General features: G+C 58.3%; 5 protein-coding genes. 4 read left to right on the forward strand and 1 reads right to left on the reverse strand.

Going from position 1 to position 13,014, the window contains the following annotated elements; genetic code table 11:
• Positions 1–2: 2 nt before the first annotated feature.
• Complete coding sequence (locus EJ067_RS22000; RefSeq protein WP_126087339.1) at positions 3–2,939, reverse strand: caspase family protein; 2,937 nt, start codon at positions 2,937–2,939, stop codon at positions 3–5.
• Between the two features lie 510 nt (positions 2,940–3,449).
• On the opposite strand from EJ067_RS22000, the gene EJ067_RS22005 reads away from it, so the two are divergent.
• Genes EJ067_RS22005 through EJ067_RS22020 form a run of 4 tightly spaced genes read left to right on the forward strand, consistent with a single transcriptional unit; the run spans position 3,450 to position 12,753 of the window.
• Positions 3,450–6,251 (forward strand): S8 family serine peptidase, encoded by a 2,802-nt coding sequence (locus tag EJ067_RS22005; protein WP_126087340.1) that lies wholly within the window; start codon positions 3,450–3,452, stop codon positions 6,249–6,251.
• Positions 6,252–6,260: 9 nt separating this feature from the next.
• Positions 6,261–8,327, forward strand: a complete 2,067-nt coding sequence (locus EJ067_RS22010; RefSeq protein ID WP_126087341.1) for a trypsin-like peptidase domain-containing protein — start codon at positions 6,261–6,263, stop codon at positions 8,325–8,327.
• The gene (locus tag EJ067_RS22015; protein WP_126087342.1) at positions 8,327–11,767 is read left to right on the forward strand and encodes an ATP-binding protein; all 3,441 of its coding nucleotides are present in this window, start codon (positions 8,327–8,329) and stop codon (positions 11,765–11,767) included. Before EJ067_RS22010 ends, EJ067_RS22015 begins: the two co-directional genes overlap by 1 nt.
• A gap of 26 nt (positions 11,768–11,793) precedes the next feature.
• Positions 11,794–12,753, forward strand: a complete 960-nt coding sequence (locus EJ067_RS22020; RefSeq protein ID WP_126087343.1) for a DNA/RNA non-specific endonuclease — start codon at positions 11,794–11,796, stop codon at positions 12,751–12,753.
• The last annotated feature ends 261 nt before the right edge of the window (positions 12,754–13,014 follow it).

The raw sequence follows: 13,014 nt of genomic DNA on the forward strand, positions 1-13,014 counted from the left end.
AGCTAATTTATCGTCTCAAAAACCACCCGGAACCCGACGATAGACGACCTCTGCCTTGCCCTCGCCTTACGCTCACAAAGCAACGGACGCGAAGGCAGGTCAGTTGGAAGCACTACCGTTATCTGGCGGCGCCGTCGTGTTCGACTCCAACTTCTTTCAGGACCCAGCCAAGACCAAATAAGGCCGCCGAGATCATAGTGTCCATGGGGACCACGTCTCTCAGGAAAGATGCCGACCGGTGCCGACGGCTCCAGCTTGGCGCTGATCAATAGGCGTCCCATGTGGGCTGGTACTCCCATTGGGGCAGGACAACCGGATGCAGCTTGCCACTCCGAAAGATTCGGCAGCCGGGCGATGGCTTCCCCACGCATTTCGGAGGTAAGCCACCGGCAATAGGCGCGCGCCTCATACCAACTTACGCCTACAACTGGTACGTTTCGTAACAGTTGCTGCTCTTCCCAATCTTGAGGCTCCTCAAAGGGTGGTGAGCCTCGGTCAAGACAGTCTTCCCACCACTGCGGACTTTCGTAGCCGTCATTCTTCACAAAACGAGCAAACTCTTGAACGGTCACGGGGTATGCGCCCATTCGGATTCGGGATGCAGGCTCCCCGAAAGATCTGGCGCGTTTGAGCGGTTTTCCCGCTAGGCGCTTATCAAGACCGCTGCGCCCCAATACCTGAAAGGCCGAAATCCTCTCGTCTGCACTAAGGCTTTTTACCTTGTCTTCCATCGATCTAATCGAATCACCATATTCAGCCCGTAAGTCGTCCGCGTCATCGATATCCAACCCGTGCTCAAAAGCAACTTCCAACAACCTCAACCTGAGCACATTCGCATTTATTGTTTTTGCTGTTGATTCGCCAGTCGATGGCTTCATCATATTTAAAACAACAACTACAACGTTATTCCTTTCTATCGCTAAAGTCCCAATCAAAAATTCAATGCATTCCTGAAACTCCGCCTGTAATGCGAGCGACAATATCTCCTTCGCTAAATCCCCTGGGTCTTTGTTCTGTCGCGCCAACCATTTCGCTGCAAAATAATCTCGCAACGTATTGTGCCAAAACGACAAGTGCCCGCCATCCTCCTGAATACAATCGGACAGGGCAAGTTCAGTTCGCATGGCGCGTTCCAACTGGTCCAGCGGAAATCCCGGCAAATAAGTCGTTGCCCTCGAAAAAAAGCTCTCCGCTGTCACACCCCCCGAAGTTTTGTCAACTGCAGCCGCCAAAAGCAGAAATCCAACTGCCTCAAGCAGTTTTCTGGCATCGGCGATGTTGCCGCCGCTGGCCGTGCGAAGATCAGAGCGCGATTCAAGAAGCCAAGTGACAAGCCGGTCAAATAGCGAAGCCTTTGATTCGGGAAGCGAGTGCGATTGTCTATAGGTCATGCAGGTGAAAAGGATGAACAAAGGCACCCGTGCGAGGTCGTTCAGTGTATTGGATGACGCAATTGACTTTCTCACTCCCTGCAGAAAGTGCTCAACTTGGTTTTCTTGAAGCAAGCTTGAAGCCCATTTCTCCAGCATATGCCCACCAGAACTCGTGGACTGGGCTGCCAATTTCGTCTTTACGAATCCCGCAGCCTCTAGGTCGTGGAAATCGGCTCTCCGTGAGGTTACAAAGAAAACACACATTGGGAATTGCGCTTTGGCATCGAGCACGAGGCTGATGGCCCGCTGTATATTGTTAACGGCCTCATCGAGCCCGTCCAAGATAAATACGACCTTTCCTTCCGCCGCAAGTGAAAGGATTTGTCTTTCACGGTCGGGTCCAATCACTGGAACGGCTGCACGGAACAGGGCAGCCGGTCCTAGTTCGGGGTTCACCGTTCTCAAATTAACAAGAACGGGGAAGTCAGGGCCGTCGCCTCGCTTGACCCCGAAATAGGCGCTCTGCCATGACTCTCCATAGGGGCACGCAATCCCTAGCCTGTCCCGTGCTAGTGCAGCAGCAAAACATCGCGAAAAAGTGGACTTTCCAAACCCCGGTGCCGCCTCCACAATGATCGCCTTGGACTGCTTCAGCAGTTGCCACAATCGAACTTCGTCTCCTGCAGCAAACCGCGGCTCAACCCACACCCGATCAATGGAGATCGACAAATTACCCGGAACTTTGAGCGTGCTGTTTAATTTGTCTGTAAGCTCCAGATACGAATTGAGATCATCATGTCTAACTAGGTCCGGAGTCGATGTCGGCAAAAAATAGAACTTTTCCTCAATTGACGAATGAAACCATGGTGTCTGTTTATTCTTTGTCGCTAACCTCACCGCCCTAGTCACGTCAGTCAACATGTCGGTAAGCGATTGGCCGGCTGTCGGGATGTGGTCTAACAACGCTGCCGCATAGGGGCTATGGTCTCCAGCGCCGTCTGAAGCTGTCTTCCCCGGCGCTGTTGCGAATGCGATAAGGGCCCCGTCGCCCGTGTCCATTTCAGCCAATCCAGGTCTGACCATCACGCTCCGGCTCTTGTCGCGCCAACCGCGTATGAGCGAACGCACGAATGGATTATCACGACAGCAGTCCAGCATGAGAATGCTAACCCTTGCTCGATTGGACATCACATCCAACTGATCTTGCAGCCGGAAAGTTTGATGGCCGAGTTGCCCCTCATGTGCTAGAATGGCATCAACCGGAACCAAGTAGTTTTCTCCTTTGACTTGGAGACCGTGCCCAGCAAAGTAAAGTAGAGCTACATCTGCGCCTCTTATCTGTTCTGCAAAACTGGTAATCAGGCCGTCCATCTCAGGCAGGGATAGGTCGGTTCCCTCGATTACTTCAAAATCGAGTTTGCGCAACGCCTCGGAGATCGCCTGCGCGTCGCGGGGCGGATTTGGCAGCGGTGCGTTTGCATATTTGCCGTTTCCTATTACCAGAGCGACGCGCGATTCTGGCCGCCCATCTTTGTAGCTTCCTGGAACGCCGGAATCAGATGCCATCAAGGTCCCCCCTGGATGAGCTTGGTGGGCTGTGGCGAAAACGACATTGCTGACCGCTCCGCAGGTGCAATGAACGCTTATGACTGTCCTTGGTCAATAGCGGCGAGTGGACCAGGTGCGATGCACGAAGATGGCTGTGGGCGCGGGAAGCGTGGTGAAGACTAGCACGATGTAGGCTCGGAAAATATGGGTCACGACTACATTCTGACGGCTGTGCGATAGTTGCCTGAGTCAGAAATGCCGACGATTTGGGAACCCTAATGATCCAGGGGGCGAAGTCCGGCACCACTAGACTATGGCTATCGCGGGCGCAGCATTCAGATTTTTCGACATTGTGCAGAGGAGACCCGTTGGGAGTTTCTCGGCGCCGCGCTGCCCATGTTGGTTTGCTCTCTAGTTGTCCGCCGTTTGCCAGGTACCAAATGTCAAGAGAATAAAAATTATGGCACAGCTTGCGTGATGTCTACATAAGCGGCTTAAAGTAGTATCGTCCGGAACTGGGAGGGGGCAATGGCTGACTTAGACATTCTCCGCGCTGTATCAGACGTGTGTCAGGGTGAGGATCCTGTCCTGCGTCCCGGGATCATCCGTTTCCAACTTGAGCTCAAGGATGCCTCGAAGACAGGCCGCCTTCGCAAGGATATCAAGGCACTCCTCGGGTCGGGTCGGTTCAGCCTGGCCCCACTCGGTTCGTTGCTGCCAACATTCCAAGTGCTTCAGTTCCCGGGAGTAGCGCGTACTATCTCCCCTGATCGTCTCTTTGCCATCAGTGATGCATTGGTCGACGCCCTCGATCTCGTGTCTTGTACGCCGGACATAGGATCGACGCTATATGCCGAGCCCGACGCTCGTACACTCCGCGGCAATGCACCGGAATCCGTTGCGCTCGATGCATTTTGCTGGTCTCAAGCGCCAGCGCCGGGTGATCCTCGCTGGTCCGTAAAGGCGGTGAGGGCGACAGAAGCTTGGGCGATCTCGCCAAAGAAGGGGCAGGGCGTGATCGTGGCGCAACCGGATACCGGCATCGCCAGCCATCCCGACCTGGATGTCGAGGCAATTCGGTTCGACCTTGCCGCCGATATCATCGGAGGAGACAAGGATCCCACCGATCCGCTCGATCCAACGTTTGCCAATCCCGGGCATGGCACTGCCACCGGCAGCGTCGTGATCAGTCGCGCCGAAGGATCTATGGTGGGTTCCGCGCCGGCCGCAAGCCTAGTGCCGATCCGGTGCACGACAGACGTCAAGATACTTGATGGCACGCCTGTTGCCGCCGCAATCCTGCACGCCGTGACGGCGAAGGCTGATATCGTCACGATGAGTCTTGGAGGCATCTATTCCCGGTCAATCGCTGCAGCTGTGGGTGTTGCCGTCCAAGCTGGCCTGATCGTTTTGGCGGCCGCTGGGAACTGCGTCGGCTTCGTCGTCTACCCGGCCTCGGACGATCGGGTTATCGGGGTGGCGGGTGTGGACGCCAGCGACAAACCATGGAAAGGGACCAGCGCCGGCCCGAGCGTCACGATCGCAGCCCCTGCCGAGAACGTGTACGTTGCTCGTCGCACACCGCTCGACGGTGGGGTCGGCACCGTGAGCGGAGGCCAAGGTACATCCTTTGCCGTGGCGACGACAGCAGGCGTTGCGGCACTTTGGATTGCCCGTTTCGGGCGCGCCAAGATCCGGGCGGAAGCAAAGCAACGCGGCGTGAGCGTACAGGAATTGTTCCGTTCCGCACTTACAACAACTGCGCGGCGTCCACTGCGATGGAACAGCTGGCTCCATGGGGCCGGTATCGTCGATGCTGCAGCCTTGCTGCGTCTTTCCCTCAGCAAGATACCGAGGGGATCGGAAGCTCCGATCGCTCCGGAAGCGGTTCCAGACGCGCCGCCAAATGTCGCGGTTGCTCAGGTGTTCGCTGAGGCTCAAGGCCAAGGCGACGAACGAACGAACTGGGCACGTTTCGCAGGGGAAGCAACCTTCCTCGCTGCCGATGCGTGGCGCCGCGGCGATGCCGGACGCTCGGTGCTTTTAGAATCTCCCGCCCGACCGATGCTTTCACCGGGGTTGGCGGCCGCCGCGCCAGCGGTTCTGAAGCGCAGCTTGAACTACGCCAATTCAGCTCCGCATATCTTGTCGCCCTTGCCGCCACCTTCCCCGTCACGTCGACAAGCCCTCACGATGATTGCGCCATTCCGGCCGGGCCAAGAAAGCACGCTCGCAACCGCCCGAGCCAACTTGCAGGGGACGGGGATGAGAGATCTGCAGGATCTCGTCGAGAGGGCGCTTTCTCAAATTGAGGCTGAATCCGGCACCTCGCCTGAAGCCTCAACGGCGCGTCGCGATGTAATCAACAAGACGGAGGATATCGTCCGGACGCTCGTCACTGGCGGTGAAGCTTCGCTGCCGATTGAGGGCCGCATCATCGTCGAGGCGCTTATCAGATTGAAGGGACGCCCTGCCTTCAAGGTCAACGGCGGCGCAATCTCCAAATCCCAGGTCGAAACCACCGACTGGGCCGCGGCGCTGTTCGCGGCAGAGCCGTTCTTGCCGGCATTGTGTGCGACCGTGGGACGGATCGATCTCAATGGCGATCATGTAGGTACCGGTTTCGTCAGCGGCCATGGCCTTGTCACCACTAACAGACATGTGGCCGAGGCCATTGCCGACCTGGTCCGTAGTAGTGATGGCGTCGATCGCTGGTTCCTGCGTGACAACGTCAGCATTAACTTTGACGATCGTGGCCGTGGCAACGAAAAGCGGTTCAAGGTGCGCGAGATCGTTGCTGCTGGCTCCGCTCATATTGGCGAAAGTGTCGATTTTGCCAATCTGGATATGGCAATCCTCGACGTCGAGACAGAGAATGCAACCGGCAAGTTACCAAAGGCCGTCGGTCTGATCAAAGACCCGGACGAAGCCACGCTCTCACAGGACGTCGCGGTGGTGGGGTATCCTGCTCGTCCCGATCTCGCTGCACTCGATGATCCGTCAGGGAAGGAGAGTGCCGAGACGATCGGTCGGCGGTTGGCTGTGATCTTCGGCCTGGACTATGGGCGGAAGTATTTTAGCCCCGGCATCATCGACCAGCCAGCGGGAAAAATAAGAGGCGACGGCCGCGGCTGGATTATCACCCACGACGCGACCACGCTGGCGGGATCGTCTGGGTCAAGTGTGCTCCGCTTCACTGACGGTTTGCCGATCCTAGGCTTGCATTTCGCTGGCCGTGTCATGACGGCGAACTACGCGCATTCCTTGGCGGCGGTAGCGCAATCGGAGGTCCTGCCCGGTGGGCTGACCAGTAGACTGAACTGGGTATGAGGAAGACCGATGCCTGAGCCATCCGATCAACTTGATGTGGCGGAACTCGTTCGGCAGCTCAAGGCGTCGCGCGAGACGTTTGAGAAGGCCTTCGATACCTTCGTGGATGCCCGCCCTGACGAGTTAACGCGATTCAAGGCTCTCGCATTTCGAAGACAGAAACGAGAGCCGCTTGAACTCGGCCCTGCCCGCGATGAAGCCGATATGCGTGTCGCTCTGGACCACGCTAAAGAGCATGGGTTTCTGGGCGATCTGTGCTCCGCGGCGGGAGCCACGCTGTTCACCGCTGCGCCGAAAGGCGGCGGCGTCGTCATGGCGGTCGCCCTGACGGCAGATGGGGAAGCACGACATGAGGCGCAGATCACTTTCGAAGCGATAATTAACGACTCTGAGCGTTTCCGCGATCCGGATGAGGTGAATGCGGGTCTTATGCGGGCGCAGCGCTGCACATGCCGGGTCGTCGTCAGACAGGGGGAAAAACGCATCAGGGGGACTGGGTTTCTAATCGGACCCCGCCTTGTTCTCACCAACTGGCACGTGGTTCAGAGCCTACTGGAATCGCTGCCATCTGCCGAAGCGGCTGCCGCGGGTCTTGCGCCAGCCGAAGCATGGCGCGCGAAGGAGAACAGCGCTGCAGCGTTACGCGTCGAATTCGATTTCACGGCTCGTGCTGCCCAAGCCGGAGGCGTAACGCAGATTTCGGCGAGCTCTGATTGGCTGGTCGCGGCGAGCAGGTCTGAGGGAAGCGAACATGCGAACGACGAACAGACCGGCGCCCAGTGGCCGCAAGACGTCACCGCCTTCGAACCGTTCGACGATTTCGCTGTCGTGGAAATCGCCGAACCTGTCGGATTGGACAGACGCTTTTACGACATCATCGGGGAAGAACCGCCTCTGCCGCGCGGCAACATGGTGTTGCTGCATCATCCGGGCGAATATTCCATGCGGGTGTCCTACGGCAGCTTCGACGTAAAGCCGGCTTTCGCCAAGCTTCTTGGTGGCACGCCCCCGAAAACCTCGGCTCGGGTTCTGCACGATGCGAATTCGATAGGCGGATCGTCTGGCGGACCGTGCCTGGATTTCGATATGCGTCCCGTCGCGCTGCATCAGGCCGGCGTCGAATTCGGTCAGAATGCCGACATCACCGACGACACGGGAAAGCAGCTTCGCAAGTCGGTGATCAATATCGCGATTCCGCTACGCCGAGTGCGGCAGAAGGCCGGTACAGCCATCCAGGCACGGATGGGGGACCTTCGAGCATTGAAGCCAATTCTATCGAACGGCGATCCGCTGATTGGCCGTGGGGAATTGCAGGAGGCCATCGCCGAAGCTCGCGCGGGCAAAGTCAAAATACTGATCGTTCGGTCGGACACTGCTGGCGACGGAAAGCCATATCGGGCCGTGGGAAAGTCGTTCTCGAAGAGAATTCTGAAAGAGCATCTGGACGCTTCACAGCATGACATCGTCGAAATGAGTGCAGCCAGTCTATTGCACGACGCCTCCAAGTCGGCCGGTGCTGTCCTTGACGCGGTCAAACGCGGGTTATCGGCAAATTTGCCTCCGATTAATGGCGCGACCCTCCCTGGCGATCGCCAGTCGACCGAAATCAATGAAATCGTGGCTCGCATCGCTGTCGAGGTCAAGGAGAGGCTCGTCGCAGCGGCCGGCGGGCGTACGCTGTGGATCGTAATTGACGACCTGGAGAAGCATTCCCTGCCGGATCCATCTACCCGCATCCTTCTGGACTTCCTTTATGCTGAGGTATCGGCCGCCCCATCCCTGCGTCTTGTTCTGGTTGGCCTCGCGGACGTCGACTTGCCGTCTCTTCAAGGGATCAGGGCGAAAAGACTGGACAAACCCCTCACACATCTCGACAGCGGCAGAGTCGCGCGTTGGGTAGGCCACCGTGTGGATGGGCGGTTCGCCTTGCCGGATGCAGCCTACGAGTGCCTCGCAGGCGTGGTGACGTCTGTGGCGAGCGGCCGTGTCACTGAGGACTTCAGCATGACGCAGGCGGTTGCGGCGATCGTGAAGAACGATCTCGATCCTCATCTCAAAAAGCGGATGGGGCTTTAGTGACCGACGCGCTCGTCGAATCTCCGGAAGTCATTGCTGATGCAGTTTGTAGACGCGCGGCCGTCGTCGGGACGTTTGACCCCTCGCGACTTCTTGCGGAGGTTGCGCCTGGTCAGCGTGATGAGGCGGTAGAGGACCGCATCTTCAGCGTGTTGTCCGCGTCGATCGAAGAAGTTGTTGTCGGCAAAGATGTGCTTTGGCGGCTGCAGACGGAAGCGCGACATCGGGCGTTGAAGGAACTCGTCGCGCGCGATGAGCTCGACCTCACGATTGCGCTCGCGAAGCCGCAAGCGGGAGACCGTTTCGGACAGATCTTGCAGGCCACTTTGAGAGAAGGGGCTGCCGGGAGCGGCCTCTCGATGCAGAGGATGTCCGCGGATGACCTGATGTTGCAGGCGCTCGCACTCGACTTCGCACGGTCGTTGCCAACCCGGAACACCACCGTCGCGCAAGGACCCGAGATGGATCCGCGCATCCTGCTGGCCCGCAAAGCCGAGCGCCGGCGGCAGGACTATGTTGCGCCCGCCAAGCTCTTTGGACGTGACCGCGACGTTGCGGCGCTGGACAGCTATGTCGCTGATGGTTCGGTGAGTTGGCCTCTGATGGGTCTGGATCTACCGGCGGGCGAGCCCCATCGCTTGCGTCCGCTATTGCTGACGGGGATCGGCGGTTCTGGCAAATCGGCTCTCGTCGCTGATCTTATGCGGCGAACTCAACGCCAGGATTGGTCAGGACCGATTGTTGTCTGCCTGGATTTCGATCAAAAGAACGTCGCGCTTGGCGGCGAGCGCGAATGGTTGAACGAACTGACGCGCCAGATTGGGTTCGCCAGGCCAGCACTTGACGCAGCTCTGTCAAAAGTCCGCGCCGAAGCTCGGCAGCACTTGCACAGGTTGGCCCAACAGAGAGATGGCGTCGAGCGCCTCACAGGCACCGATAACCTGCTTGTCGTCTCGACGATGCGTGAGGAATTGCAGAAGGCGCTGAGTGGTCGCGCACTTGCGGCGGAGACTCTGGTGCTTATTGTCGACACGTTCGAGGAAGTTCTTGTCCGCTCGGATATGAGTGCGGAGACCATCAGCCAGGAGCCGTTCGGTCTGGTTTTGGCCTTCATCGATTCGCTGAGCAAGCTTGTCTCTCCGAACGGTTCGATGATCTTCGGAGCGGTCCGCTCGGTGGTAGCAGGTCGTGCGCCTCCGTTTCCGGATCAAGCCCTGTCAGCGCGCTGGTTCGATGCGCACCTTGAGGTCGGCGAACTTGATGTTGCCGCGGCTATCGATTTTCTTCGTGCCCGCGCCGACCGGCGCGTTTTTACCAGGGCGCGGGCTCAGAGGATTGTAGAAGCGCTGCCGCGGTTCCCCTTGATCCTCATTTTGCTGGCAGCCTTTGCCCGCGGCCGCGAGGCCAGTGAAATCGACCTGATTGTTGGAACTGCCCAGGGAGCGGGCGTTCTGAGCGCGGCGGCGAGCACACGCGTGCTCTATTCACGTTTCCTCGATCGGTTGAAGGACCACACGATCAGGGACAGCAAGGGCGAACGAGTGGTGCCGCGCGGCTCTCTCGTGCGGTTGGCGCATCCTGGTCTTGCGTTGAACATCGTGACGCCGGCCTTGATCCGTCACGTCCTTGCGGTACCGACTGGTCTTGGTGAAATAGATGACCAGCAGGCAGCGGATCTGTTCGGAGCTTTGTCGCGCGAGGTCTGGTTGGTGGAGCGCGTAGGCGCTAATGCCGTGCGCCACATCCCGGTACTTCGTCGGATTATGCTGCCGATGCTGAATGGCGACCTGACGCCCTCGGAGAACGCCAATATCGCGATGCGCGAAACCGTTCGCGCCGTACACAGAACAGCAGCGGAGTGGTACCGCACTGCGGGCGCCAATGATCCCGACGCGATAGCGCTGGCCGCCTATCACGATGCGTTTCTCGGCGAGGTGGGAATCCTTGCGTCGGACCAAAGCCTTGTGCGCAGGGTGCTCGATATCGCGGGCGACGACGTTTCGGCCATGCCGATTGAAGCGCGCGCCATCCTGCGTCGTGAGAAAGGCTCCGACGAGGCGCTTTCGGTGGCGGAAGCTGCCTCGTTTCCGGTGGCGCAACGAAGCATGGTTGATGCTGCCCGTGGAGCTCGGCGCACCAGACGGGGAACCAGCTCGCGGCAAGCGATTCTTGATCAGGCGGAGGAAGATGACACCATTCAGTTCGAGGCCCTTTTGGGTTCTGGCGACTTCAAGGTCTCACCGGTTGGGCTGCAGGCCCGTGATCAGTTCGAGGTTCTCCTAGACGAAGAAACATCACAGCGCATCGAATCAAGCTTTGCCGAGGCCAATTTCGAGCGGGTCCTCCTTGACGGAGCTCATGCGGTGGCTGCGCTTCGTGACAACCCCCTGGAAGATCCTCCTTTCGACAGGCTGGGTGATGTCACCAGCCATTGGACCTGGAAATGGGCTTTGTCCTGCCTTGCGACGGGATCGGTAGACGAGTCTATGTTGAAATGGGTTGCGGCTGCTCCTCACCCCGTCAATGCACCGTCAGCCACTCCGCCATTTCGCGTCGGGACCCTGCTCTCCCTGGCAGTCGCGACAGTGGCATTGGGTCGCGCGCCCTCATTCGTCAATGAGCCATCTTATCGCAACGCAATCGCGACTTCTCCTGTACTCGATGGCATCCCAACCTATTCCGTGCTCGAAGGCGCCCCAATGTATTCCATCCTGTCCCTGCGTCTTCGCGCGTTGGCGCGTTATTGGGACAAGAGTCGCGCTTTGACAACGTTGCGACCCTTCGAGGTCAAACCGCGTCTCCTGAGGTTGGTCGCGCTCTGGTCCCAGATTCGCGATGCAAGCGGTCTTTCAAGTGCATATGCGGAGATGCCCGCAAGCCTGCGGCTTCACTTGATGACATTCGATTCCAACCCGCCCCATTCATCAGAGTTAGGACTTTTGGACGAATGCGAGGAGAATGTTATCTTTTCTGCAGAGGGTTCCTGGTCAACGCAGCCCCGAGTGCCGATGACGGCGCAACGTGCACTGGGTTTGCTGTTGCGCGGGCGCTCGCCGGAACTTTACGACCCAATACGGGCCGCACTTGGTGACGTGGTTGCAGCCGATTCATCAAGCTTTGCTCAGGCAATAGCGGATATCGCGGGGCTTGCTCCGTTTTGGCCGACGGACCTCATCCCTGGTATGTTCCATGAAAGCGGGGCCAGCCTGCGTGAGGTGGACTATCTGCTGGCGCGCCTCGTCGCCTTCCTCGATCTTGCGGGATTGATTTCGCAGCTGTTCTCTGCCCTTGAACAGCGCACGATTACAGGCAGGCGTTGTCGGACTGTCGCAAAACTGGTGCAGGCTTACGACGCGCTGCTTCTGGCGCCATATGACGCCGCCGATCAGCTGCCGAACTTCCATCTGTCAGACGGCTCATTTTCCGGAAGCGCCGTGTAAACATAGCAACTCAAAAGGGGGACAGCATGAGCATCGATCTTTCCTATCGCCCACGTCTTGGCGATCTTTCGCGCCTCGGAGGACCAGCGGACGTCGAAACGGAGGTGGCTGCGGAACGCGAATTAGAACGCGTGGAAGGTCGACGACGTCCGCAGCGCACCCCGCCTGCGCATTTTGAGGGTCGCGGCGGCTACACGGATGATTTCCTTGGGTTTACTGTTCCGCTGCCAGCCCCGTTGGGCGAACTGAAACGCTTCGTTGCGTCGGTATCGGGTTCAAGCGAAGGCCGTCTCGACTACGAACATTTCAGCGTGGTGATGCACTCGGCGCGCCGGCTGGCAATGTTTGTTGCAGTCAATATCGATGGCAGCACGCCGGGAAACGTAGAGCGGAAAAACGACAAGTGGTTCCTCGACGGCCGAATTGCGGACGAGTTCCAGATCGGCGAAGATCTTTATGTCGACAATATTCTGGATCGCGGCCACTTGGTGCGCCGGCAAGATCCGGTCTGGGGCGACACTGCCGAGATAGCAAATGACGACACCTTCCATTTCACGAACTGCTCGCCGCAGGCGGCAAACTTCAATCAGAAAACATGGCTGAGCCTCGAGGACTATGTGCTGGGCAATGCCAAGGCACAGGACACGAAGGTTATCGTGTTCACGGGACCAGTCTTCCGGGACAGCGACAGGACGTATCGAGGCATACAGATACCCACGGCCTACTGGAAAGTGCTGAGTTTCGTCGACAACGCCGGTCGCCCCTCGAGCACTGCCTATATTGTCGATCAAGTTGCAGAGCTTAAGCATCTCGAAGCTGTGTTCGGCGCCTTCAAGACCTATCAACGGAGCGTCGCTTCGATAGAGCGCATGACGGGACTGTCCTTCAACGGTCTTGCCGATTTCGACGGTTTCTCGAACGAGGAAGCTGCTACCCGAACCGAGATCGTTGCAGAGCTTCGTTCACCGGCCGATATCAGGGTTTGAGCGAACGGTTCAGGTCGGGCAGGCGCAGCAATCGCGAAAGGCTTGCCGCCGGACCGCTCCGGTCCCAACGGAATGTCAACTCTTGACCCGTTTGAGACGACGACCTTCGGGCCCCTCAGAGGACCTTCGGGCGTCGGTTGTTATTGCATCTTAACGGGGCTCCGGCGTGATTTGCTCATGGCGAACGCTGTCATATTTAGGCACTAAAACAATTAGGATTCGACTCGATATACCTTATTGCTAATATGGGACATGGCGAAA

The sequence above is a fragment of the Mesorhizobium sp. M1D.F.Ca.ET.043.01.1.1 genome, assembly GCF_003952385.1.
GTDB lineage: Bacteria > Pseudomonadota > Alphaproteobacteria > Rhizobiales > Rhizobiaceae > Mesorhizobium.